Source organism: Nocardioides faecalis, assembly GCF_018388425.1.
Classification (GTDB): domain Bacteria; phylum Actinomycetota; class Actinomycetes; order Propionibacteriales; family Nocardioidaceae; genus Nocardioides; species Nocardioides faecalis.
In genome coordinates this window covers 2,707,199-2,724,010 of sequence record NZ_CP074406.1, presented here as the reverse complement: position 1 = coordinate 2,724,010, position 16,812 = coordinate 2,707,199, and the positions used below count along the sequence as shown (strand labels likewise).

Annotated in this window: 19 protein-coding genes and 1 tRNA gene; 15 read left to right on the top strand and 5 right to left on the bottom strand. The window is 73.4% G+C overall.

The genetic code is table 11. From position 1 onward, the window contains the following. Position 1: 1 nt before the first annotated feature. The gene (locus KG111_RS12700) at positions 2–709 is read left to right on the top strand and encodes a L,D-transpeptidase (RefSeq protein WP_205292000.1); all 708 of its coding nucleotides are present in this window, start codon (positions 2–4) and stop codon (positions 707–709) included. 101 nt (positions 710–810) lie between these two features. Here KG111_RS12700 and KG111_RS12695 read toward each other — a convergent pair whose 3' ends face one another. Further along, entirely contained in the window at positions 811–2,559 is a 1,749-nt protein-coding gene (locus KG111_RS12695) for a DEAD/DEAH box helicase (protein WP_205291999.1), read from the bottom strand. A gap of 146 nt (positions 2,560–2,705) precedes the next feature. Between KG111_RS12695 and KG111_RS12690 the strand changes: the two genes are divergently transcribed. Beyond that, complete coding sequence (locus tag KG111_RS12690; protein WP_205291998.1) at positions 2,706–3,407, top strand: ferritin-like fold-containing protein; 702 nt, start codon at positions 2,706–2,708, stop codon at positions 3,405–3,407. 28 nt (positions 3,408–3,435) lie between these two features. Here the strand turns inward: KG111_RS12690 and KG111_RS12685 are convergent, their stop codons facing one another. Both KG111_RS12685 and KG111_RS12680 read right to left on the bottom strand, forming a co-directional pair. Beyond that, the gene (locus KG111_RS12685; RefSeq protein WP_249666125.1) at positions 3,436–4,371 is read right to left on the bottom strand and encodes a sterol desaturase family protein; all 936 of its coding nucleotides are present in this window, start codon (positions 4,369–4,371) and stop codon (positions 3,436–3,438) included. 101 nt (positions 4,372–4,472) lie between these two features. Then, positions 4,473–4,865, bottom strand: coding sequence for a DUF202 domain-containing protein (locus tag KG111_RS12680; protein WP_205291997.1), 393 nt, complete (start codon positions 4,863–4,865; stop codon positions 4,473–4,475). A gap of 148 nt (positions 4,866–5,013) precedes the next feature. On the opposite strand from KG111_RS12680, the gene eno reads away from it, so the two are divergent. The 10 genes from eno to KG111_RS12630 all read left to right on the top strand — a co-directional run bounded on the left by eno (position 5,014) and on the right by KG111_RS12630 (position 12,311). Further along, on the top strand, positions 5,014–6,291 hold the full coding sequence (eno, locus tag KG111_RS12675) for a phosphopyruvate hydratase (protein ID WP_205291996.1): 1,278 nt from the start codon (positions 5,014–5,016) through the stop codon (positions 6,289–6,291). Positions 6,292–6,341: 50 nt separating this feature from the next. Beyond that, a complete protein-coding gene (locus tag KG111_RS12670) occupies positions 6,342–6,962 on the top strand; it encodes an FtsB family cell division protein (RefSeq protein WP_205291995.1) in 621 nt (206 codons plus the stop codon). Next, entirely contained in the window at positions 6,959–7,477 is a 519-nt protein-coding gene (locus tag KG111_RS12665) for a DUF501 domain-containing protein (protein WP_205291994.1), read from the top strand. The genes KG111_RS12670 and KG111_RS12665 overlap by 4 nt, the downstream gene beginning before the upstream one ends. 58 nt (positions 7,478–7,535) lie before the next feature. Next, positions 7,536–8,468, top strand: a complete 933-nt coding sequence (locus KG111_RS12660) for a Ppx/GppA phosphatase family protein (RefSeq protein WP_205291993.1) — start codon at positions 7,536–7,538, stop codon at positions 8,466–8,468. Positions 8,469–8,586: 118 nt separating this feature from the next. Then, a complete protein-coding gene (locus tag KG111_RS12655) occupies positions 8,587–9,330 on the top strand; it encodes a uracil-DNA glycosylase (RefSeq protein ID WP_283770553.1) in 744 nt (247 codons plus the stop codon). A 22-nt stretch (positions 9,331–9,352) separates the two neighbouring features. Beyond that, positions 9,353–9,877 (top strand): glycine cleavage system transcriptional repressor, encoded by a 525-nt coding sequence (locus KG111_RS12650; RefSeq protein WP_249666124.1) that lies wholly within the window; start codon positions 9,353–9,355, stop codon positions 9,875–9,877. After that, on the top strand, positions 9,874–10,455 hold the full coding sequence (locus tag KG111_RS12645) for a peptide deformylase (RefSeq protein ID WP_249666123.1): 582 nt from the start codon (positions 9,874–9,876) through the stop codon (positions 10,453–10,455). The genes KG111_RS12650 and KG111_RS12645 overlap by 4 nt, the downstream gene beginning before the upstream one ends. Before the next feature lie 43 nt (positions 10,456–10,498). Further along, positions 10,499–10,572: transfer RNA gene (locus tag KG111_RS12640), tRNA-Leu, on the top strand. 79 nt (positions 10,573–10,651) lie between these two features. Continuing rightward, positions 10,652–11,335 carry an SAM-dependent methyltransferase gene (locus tag KG111_RS12635; RefSeq protein WP_205291992.1) on the top strand — a complete coding sequence of 228 codons (684 nt, stop codon included), beginning with the start codon at positions 10,652–10,654 and terminating at the stop codon, positions 11,333–11,335. Between the two features lie 133 nt (positions 11,336–11,468). Continuing rightward, positions 11,469–12,311 carry a Bax inhibitor-1/YccA family protein gene (locus tag KG111_RS12630; protein ID WP_205291991.1) on the top strand — a complete coding sequence of 281 codons (843 nt, stop codon included), beginning with the start codon at positions 11,469–11,471 and terminating at the stop codon, positions 12,309–12,311. An 80-nt stretch (positions 12,312–12,391) separates the two neighbouring features. Here KG111_RS12630 and KG111_RS12625 read toward each other — a convergent pair whose 3' ends face one another. After that, complete coding sequence (locus KG111_RS12625; protein ID WP_205291990.1) at positions 12,392–13,480, bottom strand: SGNH/GDSL hydrolase family protein; 1,089 nt, start codon at positions 13,478–13,480, stop codon at positions 12,392–12,394. A 50-nt stretch (positions 13,481–13,530) separates the two neighbouring features. Here KG111_RS12625 and KG111_RS12620 point away from each other — a divergent pair, with 50 nt between their 5' ends. Then, the gene (locus KG111_RS12620) at positions 13,531–14,916 is read left to right on the top strand and encodes a cystathionine beta-synthase (protein WP_205291989.1); all 1,386 of its coding nucleotides are present in this window, start codon (positions 13,531–13,533) and stop codon (positions 14,914–14,916) included. Then, positions 14,909–15,478, top strand: coding sequence for a GNAT family N-acetyltransferase (locus KG111_RS12615; RefSeq protein ID WP_249666122.1), 570 nt, complete (start codon positions 14,909–14,911; stop codon positions 15,476–15,478). The genes KG111_RS12620 and KG111_RS12615 overlap by 8 nt, the downstream gene beginning before the upstream one ends. Here the strand turns inward: KG111_RS12615 and KG111_RS12610 are convergent. Further along, a complete protein-coding gene (locus KG111_RS12610; protein WP_205291988.1) occupies positions 15,373–16,407 on the bottom strand; it encodes a GNAT family N-acetyltransferase in 1,035 nt (344 codons plus the stop codon). The genes KG111_RS12615 and KG111_RS12610 overlap by 106 nt on opposite strands. Positions 16,408–16,485: 78 nt before the next feature. Here KG111_RS12610 and fdxA point away from each other — a divergent pair, with 78 nt between their 5' ends. Next, a complete protein-coding gene (gene fdxA, locus KG111_RS12605) occupies positions 16,486–16,812 on the top strand; it encodes a ferredoxin (protein ID WP_205291987.1) in 327 nt (108 codons plus the stop codon).

Sequence of the window (16,812 nt, the reverse complement as noted above, 5' to 3'; positions counted from 1 at the left end):
CGTGAAGCACGTCCGTGAACGGCCCGGCCGGCACCGCGACGTTCGTCCGCGCTACGGCCGGATGGCGGTGCTGGCCTCCTGCGTGGCGGTGACCGCGATCTCGCTGGCCGGCTCGCTCGGCCTGGTGCCCGGCGCCGAGCGCTCCGAGGCCGCGAGCTCCGTCGCCGGAGCGCTCAGCCTTCCGACCGGCACCCCGACCCCGAGCCCCACCCCGAGCACGACACCGACCCCGGCAAGCCCGACACCGACCCCGCTCAGCCCGGCGCCCTCCCCGGAGCGCCTCGCGGCGTCGGCGGAGTCGACCGCTCTGCCGCCGCAGTCGGGCCAGGGACGCCGGGTGGTGTTCAGCGAGTCCCGGCAGCGGGTCTGGCTGGTCGGCGCCGACGAGCGGGTGCGCCGCACCTACCTGGGCTCGGGCAGCGTCTACGACAACCTGGAGCCCGGCACCTACAAGGTGTTCTCGCGCAGCCGGCACGCCGTGGGCATCGACGACTCCGGCACGATGGAGTACTTCGTGCGGTTCACCTACGGCACCGGCGGCGCGGCGATCGGCTTCCACACGATCCCCGTCGCCGACGGCGAGCCGGTGCAGACCCGCGCGCAGCTCGGCACGCCGCTCTCGCACGGCTGCATCCGGCAGGAGCGCTCGGACGCCATCGCGCTGTGGGAGTTCGCCCCGCTGGGCACCACGGTCGTCGTCACCCCCTGACCCGGCGCCGAACCGGGCCCGCGACGCCGTACGACGAACGGCCACCGCCGCGAGCCACCCGGGGGCGACTCGCGGCGGTGGCCGCTACGTGGGGCGTGCGCTCAGGCGCTCTGCGTCGCCGAGGAGCCGCCCTCGGGGGCGGACCCGTTCTCCGAGGTGCCGGAGGCGCCCGCCGCACCAGCGGCACCCGAGCCACCGGAGCGACGGCGACGACGCCGGTTGCGGCTGGCGCCGGCGGGACGCTGGGCGCCTTCCTCGCCAGCCGCCTCGACAGCCGCCTCGGCGGGACCGGTGCTCGTGGTCGCGGCCTTGTCGCCGTCGGCCGGGCGGCCGCTGCGGGTGCGGGTCCGGCTGCGCGTGCGCTCGCCGCCCTCGCGGCGCTCCCGGTCACCGGCGCGCTCGCCGCCCCGGCCGCCGCGCTCGCCGCCCCGGCCACCGCGGTCACCACGGTCACCACGGTCACCGCGGTCAGCCTTCGGAGCCGGGGGAGCGGGCGGCACGATCCGGCCCTTGGTGCCCGGCGCGATGCCCTGGTCGTGGAAGAGGTGCTCGGAGGTCGAGTAGGTCTCGACCGGCTCGTCGAACGGCAGGTCGAGGGCCTTGTTGATCATCTTCCAGCGGTGCACGTCGGTCGCGTCGACCAGCGTGATCGCGATGCCCGACGCGCCGGCGCGGCCGGTGCGGCCGATCCGGTGCACGTAGGTCTTGTCGTCCTCGGGGCACGTGTAGTTGACCACGTGGCTGACGCCGGAGACGTCGATGCCGCGCGCCGCCACGTCGGTGGCGACGAGGACCTTGATCTTGTCCTCGCGGAACTTGGTGAGCGCCTTCTCGCGGGCCACCTGCGCCATGTCACCGTGCAGCGGGCTGGAGCGGAAGCCGCGCTCCTCGAGGTCGTCGGCCACCCGCTGCGCCTGGCGCTTGGTACGGGTGAAGACGATCATCTTGTCGGCGTCCTCGGCCTGCAGGACGCGACCCAGGATCTCCGGCTTGTCCAGGTCGTGGGCCAGGTAGATGAACTGCGCGGTGGCCGGCACGGTGGAGTTCTCGTAGGAGGACTCGGCCCGGATGTTCATCGGGTGCCGCATGTGGGTGCGGGCCAGGGCCACGATCGCGGCCGGCATGGTCGCGGAGAACAGCATCGTCTGCCGGGTCTCCGGGGTCAGCCGCAGCATCCGCTCGACGTCGGGCAGGAAGCCCAGGTCGAGCATCTCGTCGGCCTCGTCCAGGACCAGTGCGTGCACGTGGGAGAGGTCGAGGGCCTTGCGGTTGGCCAGGTCGAGGAGGCGACCCGGGGTGCCGACGACGATGTCGACGCCGGCCTCGAGCGCCTCGAGCTGCGAGTCGTAGCCCACGCCGCCGTAGATGGTCAGCACGCGCAGGCCGCGGGCCCGGCTGGCGATCTCGAGGTCGCTGGAGACCTGGATCGCGAGCTCACGGGTCGGTGCGACGACCAGGGCCTGGGGCTTGCCCTTCGGGATCTGGTCGTAGTCGGGATCGGTGGGGGCGATGCTGCGCTGGATCACGGGGATGCCGAACGCCAGCGTCTTGCCGGTGCCGGTGCGTGCCTGGCCGATCAGGTCGGTGCCCAGCAGCGCGACGGAGAGGGTCATCTCCTGGATGGCGAAGGGGTGCACGATGCCGGCGGCCTCGAGCGAGTCGCAGATCTGGGGGTGCACACCCAGGTCGCGGAACGTCGGCTTCGGGGCGGGCTCGGCGGCGGGCTCGGCGGCGGGCTCGGCGGCGGCCGCGGGGGCGTCGCCGGGGATGTCGCTGGGCGTGGTGAGGTCGTTCGCGTCGGTGCTCAGGGTCGTGTCGCTTTCGGTGAGTGTCGCCCGTACGGGTCGCATCAGGCGCCAGAATCGATGCGGCTGATTCACACTCAGCCGCGCACATACGGTGGGCAGTAGCCCGGCGGCCGCCCACTCGGCCACCACGTTCGGTGGGGCGGTCGGGCAGGGGTTCGCGCGGACCATGGTACTTGTACCCTGCCCGCATGGCTGAATCCGACGCACGCGCCTCGCTCGCTCCCGACGCCGACCCCGGGTACGTCGAGGCCGTGGTCGACCTGCTGGCCGTGGTGTCCTACGGCGAGATCTCCGCCTTCGAGCGCCTCGCCGAGGACGCCAAGCTCGCTCCGACGCTGCGCGACAAGCTCGACCTCGCCACCGTGGCCAGCACCGAGCTGGCCAAGGTCGCCGCGCTGCACGAGCGGATCCGGCACTTCGGCGCCGACCCGTTCGAGGCGATGGGCCCCTTCCGCAACCCGATCGAGGAGTTCCACGCGCACACCGCGCCCTCGGACTGGTACGAGGGCCTGGTCAAGGCCTACGTGGGCGACGGCCTGGCCAACGACTTCTACCGCGAGATCGCGCAGTTCCTCGACCCCGACACCCGGGACCTGATCGTGTCGTCGACGGCCGAGGGCAGCCACGCCGAGTTCGTGGTCGACCGGGTCCGCGCCGCCATCGCCGCGGACCCGCGTCTGGGTGGTCGCCTCGCACTGTGGGGCCGGCGGCTGATGGGGGAGGCCCTCACCCAGGCGCAGCGCATCGCCGCGGACCGCGACGCGCTGTCCGCGCTGCTGGCCGGCGGACTGGACCGTCCCGGGCTCGACCTGGCCGAGCTGGGCCGGATGTTCACCCGGCTCACCGAGCGGCACATGGCGCGGATGGGCGAGCTCGGCCTCGACGCCTGAGCCGCCTTGGCTGCCTGGGCCGCCGGCGCTAGGCCGACGTGGGCGTCTCCGCGAGCGCCGCGGTGACCGGACGCCAGCCGGGCGGACCGAAGACGTAGCCGAGCTTGTCGCGCAGCGTCGGTGCCCGGCGCACGTCACGGACGATCGCGGCGTACTCGTGGGTCTGGATGTGCAGCAGGTTGGTGCTGCCCACCGGCACCGTCAAGCCGTACGTCGGGCGGTGCCGCTCGGGGGTGAAGGTGCCGAACAGCCGGTCCCACACGATCAGGATGCCGCCGTAGTTGCGGTCAAGGTACTCCGGGTCGCTGCCGTGGTGCACCCGGTGGTGCGAGGGCGTGTTGAACACCAGCTCGACCGGTCGCCACAGCCGGTCGACGCGCTCGGTGTGCACGAAGAACTGGTAGACCAGGCTCACCGAGAAGCCGAAGAAGACCAGGGCCGGCGGCAGCCCGAGCAGCGGGAGCGGGGCCCAGAAGACGAGCTCGTGGGCGTTGTTCCACTTCTGCCGCAGCGCGGTGGCGAAGTTGTAGTACTCACTGGAGTGGTGGGCCTGGTGGGTCGCCCACACCAGCCGCACCCGGTGCGCGACCCGGTGCGCCCAGTAGAACGTGAAGTCGACGCCGAGGATCGCGATCGCCCAGGTCCACCACGCGTCCGCCGGCAGCTGCCACGGCGCGACGTAGGCGAACAGGACGGTGAAGACGACCAGGCCCAGTCCCTTCCAGACGCTCATGGTGAGCACCGAGACCGCGCCCGCACCGATGCTGGCCAGTGCGTCGCGGCGCTCGTAGCCGCCGCGGGGCGGACGCGTCCGCCCGCCCGGCGCGGCCGGAGCGGGCTCCTCGTCCTCGAGCAGGTGGGCGGCGAGCGCCTCGAGGCTCACGAGCAGCACGAAGAACGGCACCGCGAACGCGACGGGGTCACGCAGCGGCTCCGGTACGGCGTGCCAGAGGTCGGCCAGCACGGTGCCTCCTGGCGATCGTGGAGCAGGTTCGGGCACGGTACTACCGCGACCACCGCGGTGGGTGCCGGATCAGCTGGCGGATCGGGCGGCGGGAAGCCGGCTCAGTGCGAGAGCAGCGCGGTCAGCAGGGCGCCGGTCAGCAGCAGGCCGGCGGCGGCCAGGAACAGCATCCCGCCGGTGAAGCCGGGCCGCGGGGCGCCGGTGCGGATGGCCACCTCGTTGTGCTCCCAGCGGTACCAGCCGACCCCGACCGCGATGGCGGCGAGCAGCAGCAGCCCGACGGAGAGCACCAGGCGTGCCGGGGTGGTGAACCCCAGCGCCGGCGAGGCCACCGCGACCGCGCCCGCGACCAGCGCCAGCGCGAGACGCACCCAGGACAAGAAGGTGCGCTCGTTGGCCAGCGACTCCCGGATGTCGGGGTCGGTGCCCACGTCGTACACCCGGCGCGGGCGCCGGGCGGCGCGACGGCCGGTGGACGGCGGTGGGGTGCTCACGCCAGCCAGCATGCCGCCCCGCCCCGAAACCTGCGGCACGGGGCGGTGGGTGCTGCCGGGGCCGGGCTCGCCGCGGGACTAGTCTGGGTTCATCGACAGTGTGGGGCCCTGCGCGTCCACACTTCCCCGGCACTTAGGAGCAGTACACGTGGCAGCCATCGAAGCCGTCGGAGCCCGCGAGATCCTCGACTCGCGCGGCAACCCCACCGTCGAGGTCGAGGTGCTCCTCGACGACGGGTCCTTCGCCCGGGCCGCCGTGCCCAGCGGCGCCTCCACCGGTGCCTTCGAGGCCGTGGAGCTGCGCGACGGCGGGGACCGCTACGCCGGCAAGGGCGTGCAGAAGGCCGTCGACGCGGTCGTCCAGGTGCTCGGCCCGGCCATCGAGGGTCTCGACGCCGCCGACCAGCGGCTGATCGACCAGACCATGCTGGCCGCGGACGGCACCCCCAACAAGGCCCAGCTGGGCGCCAACGCGATCCTCGGCGTCTCCCTGGCCGTGGCCCGCGCGGCCGCGGACTCCGCGGACCTGCCGCTGTACCGCTACGTCGGTGGCCCCAACGCGCACCTGCTGCCCGTGCCGATGATGAACATCCTCAACGGCGGCGCCCACGCGGACTCCAACGTCGACATCCAGGAGTTCATGGTCGCCCCGATCGGTGCGCCGACGTTCCGCGAGGCGCTGCGGATGGGTGCGGAGGTCTACCACGCGCTCAAGTCCGTGCTGAAGGAGAAGAGCCTCTCGACGGGCCTGGGCGACGAGGGCGGCTTCGCGCCGAACCTGGAGTCCAACCGCGCGGCCCTGGACCTGATCGCCGAGGCGGTCGCGAAGGCCGGCTACACCCTGGGCAAGGACGTCGCGCTCGCCCTGGACGTCGCCGCCAGCGAGTTCTACGCCGACGGCGTCTACACCTTCGAGGGCCAGTCCAAGACGGCCGCCGAGATGACGGCGTACTACGCCGAGCTCGTCGCCGCCTACCCGATCGTCTCCATCGAGGACCCCCTCAACGAGGAGGACTGGGAGGGCTGGAAGACCATCACCGACGAGCTCGGTGACAAGACCCAGCTCGTCGGCGACGACCTCTTCGTCACCAACGTCGAGCGGCTGCAGCGTGGCATCACCGGCGGGCAGGCCAACGCGATGCTGGTCAAGGTCAACCAGATCGGCACGCTGACCGAGACCCTCGACGCCGTCGAGCTGGCCCACCGCGCGGGCTACCGCAACATGATGAGCCACCGCTCGGGCGAGACCGAGGACACCACGATCGCCGACCTCGCCGTGGCGACCAACTGCGGCCAGATCAAGACCGGCGCCCCGGCCCGCTCCGACCGGGTCGCGAAGTACAACCAGCTCCTGCGCATCGAGGACGAGCTCGGCGACGCGGCACGGTACGCCGGTGCCGCGGCGTTCCCGCGCTACGCGGGCTGACGCAGACCGACCAGCACTGGACCAGATCAGGACCAGGACCAGGAGAGGCCATGGCCGCCACCCCCGGCGAGCGCCGCACGTCCCGCAAGCCCGGCCGTCCCACCACGGGTCGGTCCGGGCCGCGGTACGCCGAGCGCAAGCAGGCCGAGCGCAAGCAGGCCGCCCGGGAGCGCCAAGCCGCGCTCGACCGGGCGCGTGCCGAGCACCGGCGACGCTCCCGGCTGACCGGCCGGGCGGCCATCCTGGTCCTGGTGCTGGCCGTGCTCGCGGTCTCCTACGCCTCCTCGCTGCGGGCCTACCTGCAGCAGCGCAGCGAGATCGAGGACCTGCAGGCCCAGATCGCGCAGCGCAAGGCGAGCATCGACGAGCTGGAGCAGGAGAAGGAGCGGTGGGAGGACCCCTCCTTCGTGGCCCAGCAGGCCCGGGCCCGCTTCGGCTACGTCGCCAAGGGCGAGACGCCGTACGTCGTGGTCGACGACGACGGTGAACCGCTCGACGCCTCCGCCGAGCTCGGGGACCCCGACGACCTCGCCGACCCGGACAAGCGGGTCTGGTACGAGGACGCGTGGGACTCCATGAAGATCGCCGGCAACCCGCCCCGCAAGGTGCCGGCCCCCAAGGACACCATCCGCGCCCCCAAGGCGGACCTGGAAGAGAAGAGCAAGCAGTGAGCGATCGGCCGACAGCCGAGGACGAGGCGATCATCGCCGCGCAGCTCGGCCGGCCGCCGCGGGGCGTGCACGCGATCGGGCACCGCTGTCCGTGCGGCAACCCCGACGTGGTGACCACCGAGCCGCGGCTGCCCAACGGCACCCCGTTCCCGACCACCTACTACCTGACCTGCCCCCGGGTGAACTCCCGCATCGGCACCCTCGAGGCCTCGGGGCTGATGAAGCAGATGCAGGAGCGTCTCGGCACCGACCCCGAGCTCGCCGCCGCCTACGCCGCCGCGCACGAGGCCTACCTCGCCGACCGGGCCGCGGTCGGGGAGGCCGGCGGCTTCGACGTGCCCGAGATCGACGGCATCTCCGCCGGCGGCATGCCGGACCGGGTCAAGTGCCTGCACGTCCTGGCCGCCCACGCGCTGGCCGCCGGCCCGGGCGTCAACCCGCTGGGCGACGAGGTGCTGGAGCTGCTGGGGGAGTACTGGGCCAAGGGCCCGTGCGTCACCGTGGAGGAGGCGTGAGCGCGCCGGCTCCCCGACACTCGGCCGTGGGCATGTCCGTCACCGCCCGCCACCGGCGATGAGCGGATCCCGGACGCCGGTCGCGGCGATCGACTGCGGCACCAACACGATCAAGCTGCTCGTCGGCGACCCGATTGGCGACCCCGCCGGGGTGCGCCGGGAGGCCCGGATGATCCGGCTCGGCCAGGGCGTCGACGCCACCGGGCGGCTCGCGCCCGAGGCGCTGGAGCGCGCCTGGACCGCGATCGACGAGATGGCCGCGATCATCGAGTCCGCCGGCGTCTCCACCATCCGGTTCTGCGCGACCTCGGCCACCCGCGACGCCGAGAACGCCGCCGAGTTCACCGCCGGTGTCCGCGCCCGCCTCGGCATCGACCCCGAGGTGCTCTCGGGTGAGGAGGAGGCCCGGCTGGCCTTCGCCGGCGCCGTGCGCGGCCTCGGCGCCGCGGCCCCGAGCGGCACGGCGCTCGTCGTCGACATCGGCGGCGGCTCCACCGAGCTGATCCTCGGCGAGACCGCCACCGGCCCGCGCGCCGCGGTGTCGATGGACATCGGCTCGGTGCGCCTGCACGAGCGGCACGTGCGCCACGACCCGATCGACGCCGTGGAGATCGCCGCCGTGGTCGGCGACGTCGACGCCGCCCTCGACGCCAGCGGCGTGCAGGTCGCGGACGTCGACACGGTCATCGCCGTCGCCGGCACCAACACCACCCTGGCCGCCGGTGCGCTCGGCCTGCCCGCCTACGACCGCGAGCTGATCCACGGCCGCGCGGTCGCGGTCGCCGACCTGCAGCGACTGGTCGGCCACCTGCTGGCGATGAGCGTCGCCGAGCGGCGCGCCCTGGGCTGGATGCACCCCGGCCGCGCGGACGTGATCGACGCCGGCGCCCTCATCCTGTCCCGGCTCCTGGGCCGCGTCGGTGTCGAGGAGATCACCGTCGCCGAGACCGACATCCTCGACGGCATCGCCTACTCCCTCCTGGACCGCTGACCCTCCTTGTGGTTCCCCGAATCACCTGGTGTGGTCCGCCGAATCACCTGGTGTGGTCCGCCCAGTCGCCCCTGACGGACGCGTCCGCCCCTGACGGACCGCCGGGCAGGATGATCGGGTGAAGCCCGAGGAGGCGATGGCGCGGCTGGACGCCCAGGTCGTGCGCTGCCGGCGCTGCCCGCGGCTGGTCGCCTGGCGCGAGGAGGTGGCGCGGACCAAGCGCGCGGCCTACGCCGACGAGGAGTACTGGGGCCGCCCGGTACCCGGGTTCGGACCCGCCGACGCCCGGATCGCACTGATCGGCCTGGCGCCCGCCGCGCACGGCGCGAACCGCACCGGCCGCATGTTCACCGGCGACCGCTCCGGCGACTGGCTCTTCGCGGCCCTGCACCGGGTCGGACTCGCCAGCCAGGCCACCTCGGCGGCGCCCGACGACGGCCTGAGGCTGTACGACGTACGCGTCACCGCCGCCGTGCGCTGCGCGCCACCCGCCAACCGGCCGACCCCGCAGGAGCGCGACACCTGCGCCCCCTGGCTGGATCGCGAGCTGGCCGTGCTGGCGCCCCGGCTGCGGGTCGTGGTCGCGCTCGGTGCGATCGGCTGGGGCGCGGCGCTCACCGCGCTCGGGCGAGGCGGCTGGCCGGTGCCGCGGCCGCGGCCCCGGTTCGCCCACGGCGCGGAGGTGCTGCTGCCGGCCCCCGCCGAGCGCTCGGCCGGACCCTCCAGAGCGCCGGCCGGGGGCGTCGTACTGCTGGGGTGCTACCACCCCAGCCAGCAGAACACGTTCACCGGCAGGCTCACCGAGCCGATGACGGACGCCGTGCTGCGCCGGGCACGTGAGGTCGCCGACGACGTGCGGTGAGGTGGCTGGGATGATGGGCGACGTGAGCACCGACCTGTACGCCGTCACCGTCCTGGGCCACGACCGCCCCGGCATCATCGCCGCCACCACCGGAGCGCTCGGCGAGCTGGGACTCAACATCGAGGACTCGACGATGACCCTGCTGCGGGGTCACTTCGCGATGATGCTGCTGTGCCGCGGCGAGGCGGACGGTGCTGCCGTCGAGGCCGCCCTGGCTCCGCTGGCCGCCGGTGGCGACCTGGACGTCGCGGTGCGCCCGGTGCGTGACGAGGTCAAGCTTGCGCCCGTCGGCAGCAAGTGGGTGCTGACCGTGCACGGCGGCGACCGGGCCGGCATCGTCTCCGCCGTGGTCGCGCAGGTCGCGGCCGTCGGGGGCAACATCACCGACCTGACCACCCGTCTCGCCGGCGACCTCTACCTGCTGGTGGCCGAGCTGGACCTGCCTGCGGGCGTCGACGCGAAGCAGGTGGAGGCGGACATCCGCGCCGCCGCGGAGCGCGTGGGCGTCACCGCGACCCTGCGTGAGGTCGAGGCCGACGAGCTGTGAGCGCACCCAGCCTGTCCCCGGAGGCATCCTCCGCCCGGCTGGCCGCCTGGTCCGAGGCCGAGCTCGGCGTCGAGGGCAAGGTGCGTGACGTGGTCCGCGCCCCCGCCGGCGTGCTGTCCACCCGCGGCGAGGACGTCGACCCCACCGACCCCGAGGTGGTGCAGCTCGCCGCCGACCTGGTCGCCACGATGCGGGTCAGCCCCGGCTGCGTCGGCCTGGCGGCGAACCAGGTCGGGGTCGGGATGCGCGTGTTCTGTGTCGACGTCAGCGAGCACCCCAAGACCCGCACCCAGCACGGCACGTTCGTGCTGTGCAACGCAGAGGTCGTCGCCTCCAGCCGCAACGAGAAGGCCCGTGAGGGCTGCATGAGCGTGCCCGACTTCACCGGCGACGTGAAGCGGGCCTCCCGGCTCACCGTCCGCGGCGAGCTGCCCGGCACCGGTGAGGTCGTCGTCTTCGACACCGACGCCTTCGAGGCCCGGGCGCTGCAGCACGAGATCGACCACACCGACGGGTTCTTGTTCCTGGACCGCGCCGCCGGCGCGCACGCCATCTATCCTCGCCAGACCTACCTGTGAGCGCTCCGGCCGCGGCGATGTGCCGCGGCCGCAGCGCAGGTCCGCCCCCGTATCCCAATCGGCAGAGGAAGTCGCCTTAAAAGCGATCAAGTCTGGGTTCGAACCCCAGCGGGGGCACGAGCCGCCCGTGCGCCGTCCCGTCCCACTCGGCGGCGCCGATTGACCTCAGGTGCACCTGAAGCGAGACAGTGACGACATGCGCCGCCACCACAAAGACGACGACCTGAGCCTCGAGCAGATGCGTGAGGCCCTCACCGCCGATTTCTGGGACGAGCGGTACCGCGGCAGCGACCGGGTCTGGAGCGGCCGGCCGAACCAGCGGCTCGTCGAGCAGGTCGCGGACCTCGCACCGGGCACCGCGCTCGACGTCGCCTGCGGGGAGGGCGGCGACGCCATCTGGCTGGCCAGCAACGGCTGGCGGGTCACCGCCGTCGACGTCTCCGAGGTGGCGCTGGAGCGGACCGCCCAGCACGCCGAGGAGGCCGGGGTGGACGACCGGCTGCGCATCGGCCTGTACGACGCGCTGGAGGACCCGCGGCCCGGGGGACGTCGTCGGTACGACCTGGTGACGGTCAGCTTCCTGCACGTCCCGGTCGCCGACTTCAAGCGGGTCTACACCAGCATCGCGAAGGCCGTGGCGCCCGGCGGCCGGCTCCTGGTCGTCGCCCACCACCCCGAGGACGTGGAGACCGGCGTGCGCTCCTCGCACGGCCCCGGGCTGCTGTTCGAGCCGGAGCGGGTGGTCTCCACGCTCGGCGCCGACGCCACCGACTCGCCCTGGCAGGTCGAGGTCGCCGACACGCCGGTGCGCGAGCAGGTCATGGGCGAGGGCACCGTCTCGGTGCGCGACACCGTCGTCCGGCTGCGTCGCACCCGCTGAGACAGGCGTCCTCGCCACCGCGCGGAATTCGACCACCTGATCGGGAACGATCCCGTGGCGCAGAGCGTTTCCCCTGACAACGGGGCCCTAGACTGGGTGCCCTCGACCGACTCGCAAGCCTGCGGAGGAGATCATGCAGAGCAACAACCCGGTGTTCCGGCGTTCGGAGGAGTTCAACCGCTCCGGCGCCGCCGCCTACCAGGGCTTCGGCCAGCCTCAGTACGACGGATACAACCAGCCCGGGTACGCCACGCCCGAGGCGCCGCCCGCCGGACGACGGATGACGATCGACTCGGTGGTGCAGTCGACCGCGATCACGCTCGGCGTCGTGCTCGTCGCCGCCGCGGCCACGTGGTTCCTGACCCCGTCGGTCGAGGACCAGTCCGCGATCAGCGCCATCGGTGCCGCCGCGCTGCTGGGTGCCGGCGTCGCGTTCGTCCTCTCGCTGGTCAACTCGTTCAAGCGGGTCATCAGCCCGGCGCTGGTCATCGCCTTCGCCGTCGCCGAGGGCGTCGCGCTGGGTGCGCTGAGCAAGCTGTACGACGCGCTGTTCACCACGCCCGACTCCGCCTTCGGCGGGATCGTGCTGCAGGCCATCGTCGGCACGTTCGCGGCGTTCGCGGGCACCCTGGCGGCGTACAAGTTCCTCAACATCAAGGTCGGCAACAAGTTCCGCACGTTCGTCGTCGCGGCGATGTTCGGCATGGTGGCCCTCGGCCTGATGGAGATCGTCCTCAGCCTGTTCAGCGCGGACCTGGGCCTCTTCGGCTTCGGCGGGATGGGCCTGCTGTTCGCCGTCGCCGGCCTGGTGCTCGGTGTGCTCATGCTGATCCTCGACTTCGACTTCGTCGAGCAGGGCATCGCCAACGGCGTGCCGGAGCGTGAGTCCTGGCGTGCCTCGTTCGGCCTGCTGGTCAGCCTGGTCTGGATCTACACCAACCTGCTGCGCATCCTCGCGATCCTGCAGCAGGACTGATCACCGGGCGCTCTGCGCCTTCGCGACGAAGCCCCGTCGGCCCTCGGCCGGCGGGGCTTCGTGCGTCCTGGGCGCAGCGCTCAGCCCGCAGCCTTGGCCTCGCCCTCGTCGGTCGAGGGCTCGCCCGGCCGCCCACCCGGCTGCTCGAGAGTCTGCTCCGCGGCCTGCTCGGAGCGCTCGGGCGCCTCGGCGGGGACGGTGCCGCGCGAGCGGCGGTGCCGCAGCTCGACCCAGAGCCCGCGCACGCCGGTGCGGCGGCCGGCGACCTCGGTGCCGCCGAGCTCGGTGCCGGGGTGGTTGACGGCCTCGATCGCGGCCCGGATGACGGGCAGCACACCCTCGCCGCGGAACGCCTCCAGCACGGCCTCCTCGGCCGCCTCCTGGTCCAGTGCGGCCAGCACGGAGGGGATCAGCACCCCGACGTAGGCCCGGTAGCCGTCGGCGGAGGGGTGGAACTGGTCCGGGCCGAACAGCAGCGCGGGCGCGGCCGCGAACTCGGGGCCGAGGATGTCGCCCAGCGACACCGTCCGCGCGCCCTCCTCGATGGCGACCACGGTCTGGGCGGCGGCCAGCCGTCGCGACCAGGCGCGCGCGATCTGGCGCAGCGGGGGAGCGATCGGCTGCACGGTGCCCAGGTCCGGGCAGGTGGCGACGACGACCTGGCCGCGGGCGTCGACCACGCGGCGCACCCCCTCGGCGAGGTCGCGCACCGAGTGCGAGGGCCGCACGGTGTGGGTGACGTCGTTGCCGCCGATCGAGATGATCGTGACGTCGGGCTCGATCGCCAGCGCCCGGTCGATCTGTGCGGCGAGGTCGGAGGAGCGTGCCCCCACCACCGCCAGCTGCTTGAGGTAGACGCGCCGGCCGGCGTGCTCGGCGACCGCGCTGGCGAGCAGCGCCCCGGGGGTCTGCTCGACGCGCTCCACGCCGTAGCCCGCGGCGATCGAGTCGCCCAGCAGCGCGATCCTGATCGCCGGGCCGGGCTTGCCGCGGCCGTACCAGCCGGTGGCGTCCGGCGGCGGGTCCTCCATCTGCGGTCCGATGGCCTTGCGCGCCAGGCGGGCCTCGGCGCTCAACACGCCGTAGAGGCCGGCTCCGAGGGCGGACAGCCCGCCTCCGCCATACAGGGCGGCGGCGGCCAGCTTGCGGGCGGCTCCGGCTTTGCTCACGCGGGCAACTCTAGGACGTGGGCCTGCGCCGCGATGGATACGGTGAGGCCATGGAGTACGTCGACTCACTGCTGCAACTCATCGGAAACACCCCGCTCGTGCGGTTGAACAAGTCGCTCGACCTGCCCGGGGACGGGCCGCTGGTGCTGGCGAAGGTCGAGTACCTCAACCCCGGCGGCTCGGTGAAGGACCGCATCGCCACCCGGATGATCGAGGCGGCGGAGGCCTCCGGTGCGCTGAAGCCGGGCGGCACGATCGTGGAGCCGACCTCGGGCAACACCGGCGTCGGCCTGGCGATGGTGGCCCAGCAGAAGGGCTACCAGTGCATCTTCGTCTGCCCCGACAAGGTCAGCGAGGACAAGCGCAACGTGCTGCGTGCCTACGGCGCCGAGGTCGTGGTCTGCCCGACCGCGGTCGCCCCGGAGCACCCCGACTCCTACTACAACGTCTCCGACCGCCTCGCCTCGCAGCCGGGCGCCTGGAAGCCCGACCAGTACTCCAACCCGAACAACCCGCGCTCGCACTACGAGGAGACCGGGCCCGAGATCTGGCGCCAGACCGAGGGCCGGATCACCCACTTCGTCACCGGCATGGGCACCGGCGGCACGATCAGCGGCGTGGGGCGCTACCTCAAGGAGCAGAACCCCCAGGTGCAGGTCGTCGGCGCCGACCCCTCCGGCTCGGTCTACTCCGGCGGCACCGGGCGGCCCTACCTCGTCGAGGGCGTGGGGGAGGACTTCTGGCCCGACACCTACGACCGCGACGTGGCCGACCGGGTCATCGAGGTCTCCGACGCGGACTCCTTCGCCTTCACCCGCCGCCTCGCGCGCGAGGAGGCGATGCTGGTCGGCGGCTCCTCCGGGATGGCGGCGTTCGCTGCTCGCCAGCTGGCGCACGAGCTCGCCGAGGCCGGGCAGCGCGACGCGATCATCGTCGTGCTGCTGCCCGACTCCGGGCGCGGCTACCTGAGCAAGCTGTTCAACGACGACTGGCTGGCGCAGTACGGCTTCAGCACCGGCCAGCCCACCCCGCACCGCACGGTCGGGGAGGTGCTGCACACCAAGACCGCCGGCCTGCCGGCGCTGGTGCACACCCACCCGGCGGAGACGATCGCCGAGGCGGTCGCGATCCTGCAGGAGTACGCCGTCTCCCAGATGCCCGTCGTGCGCGCCGAGCCGCCGATCGTGGCCGCCGAGGTGGCCGGGTCGGTCTCGGAGCGAGCGCTGCTCGACGCGCTGTTCACCGGCAAGGCGAAGCTGACCGACCCCGTCGAGCAGCACATGTCGGAGCCGCTGCCCACCATCGGCTCCAGCGAGGACGCCACGGCGGCCGTGCCGCTGCTGGAGTCCGCCGACGCGGTGCTGGTGCACGAGGACGGCAAGCCGGTGGGGGTGCTCACCCGCCACGACCTGCTGATGTTCCTCGCCCGTGGCTGAGGCCGCGCCCGCCGGCACCGAGCTGCCGCCCGGCGTCCGGGAGGCCACACCCGGCGACGTGCCGGCGATCCTGCGACTGATCCGCGACCTGGCCGCCTACGAGCGTGAGCCCGACGCCGTCGAGGCCAGCGAGGACGACCTGCACCGCTGGGTGTTCGGCGACGACCCGGTCGCCAGCGTGCTGGTCGCCGAGGTCGACGAGCAGGTCGTCGGCCTGGCCCTGTGGTTCCGCACCTACTCCACCTGGACCGGCGTGCCGGGCCTGCACCTGGAGGACCTGTACGTCGACCCGGCGCACCGCGGCGCGGGCCTGGGCCGGGCGCTGCTGGTCTCCCTGGCCCGGATCGCCGTGCAGCGCGGCTACCGCCGGGTGGAGTGGGCGGTGCTGGACTGGAACGAGCCGTCGATCGCCTTCTACCGGGCCCTGGGCGCCCGGCCGCTGGCGGGGTGGAGCACCTACCGGCTGACCGGCGAGGCGCTGGCGGAGCTGGGTGCCTCGGAGCCGGTTGTCTCGGAGCCGGTTGTCTCGGAGCCGGGTGCAGCGGAAGCAGGCGGCGCGTAGTAGCGGCAGGCGTGGTGCGCGCTGAAGCCGAGCGCGCGCCACAGGCCCTGGGCCGGAGTGTTGTCCACCTCGACGTGCAGCCAGGCGGTCATCGCGCCCCGCTCGGCGGCCCAGTCGAGGAGCTCGCCGACCACGGCGGTCCCCAGCCCGCGGCGGCGGTGGGCGGGCTCGACGCTCAGTGCGTGCAGGCCGACCCAGTCACCGTCGACGCTTGCGCGGCCCTCCGCGAGTGGGTCACAGCCGGTGCCCACCGACGCCGCGGCGACCTCGCCGGAGACCTCGAGCTCCACCTGCGGCGCCCGCGCGGGCACACCGCGGGCCCGCAGCGCGCGCCGTACCCGCGACACCGAGGCCAGCCACAGCTCGGCGTCCCCGCCGGCGACCGGCTGCCAGCCGGCCGCCACGAACGCCTCCTCCGCCGGCGTGCCCGGCTCGACCTGCGCCAGCGGGGGCCGGTCGCGGGCGGCGTAGAAGGCGCGGACGGCGGCTACCGCCTCCGGCGCCGGCACGCCCGGCTCGCCCATCGCCAGGCACGAGTTGGCGCGCTTGACCAAGCGGGCTCCGAGCACGGGCGCGGAGCGCAGCTCCCAGTCCCCGAGCGGCACCCGCTCCAGGCCGGGCCACAGCGCGCCGGTGTGCGCCTCCGCCTCGCGGGCGCTCACCCGGTGCCGCACGGGTGGGCGTGGCGGCACCGGCTTGCCGGAGACGATGTCGGCCAGCGCGATCTCGACGGCGGGACCGTCCTCGGGCTGCACCACGCAGGAGCCCTCGGCCCACGACAGGCACACCCCGAGCAGGTCGGTGAACGCCGGGCCGCCGCTCGGCCCTCTCTGCCCGCGCAGCACCCGGCGCACCACGACCCGCTGCCCCACGACGTGGGGGCCGAGCAGGTGCTGTCCAGATTCCGGGGGTCTGCGCGCGTCGTCCACCTGCGGGATACTAGGGTGAGCCCACCGCGAAACACTTTCGTGTCGGCCCCGAGCCGTTGTCCTGGCCAGGAGGAATCGATGACCTACGTCATCTCGCAGCCGTGCGTTGATGTCAAGGACCGCGCCTGTGTCGACGAGTGCCCCGTCGACTGCATCTACGAAGGCAAGCGGATGCTCTACATCCACCCCGACGAGTGCGTGGACTGTGGCGCCTGCGAGCCGGTCTGCCCGGTCGAGGCCATCTTCTACGAGGACGACGTCCCGGAGGAGTGGAAGGCGTACTACGACGCCAACGTGAAGTTCTTCGACGACCTCGGCTCGCCCGGTGGCGCCGCGAAGCTCGGCGAGATCGACAAGGACGCCGACTTCATCGCCGCCCTCGAGCCGCAGAACCAGGACCACTGA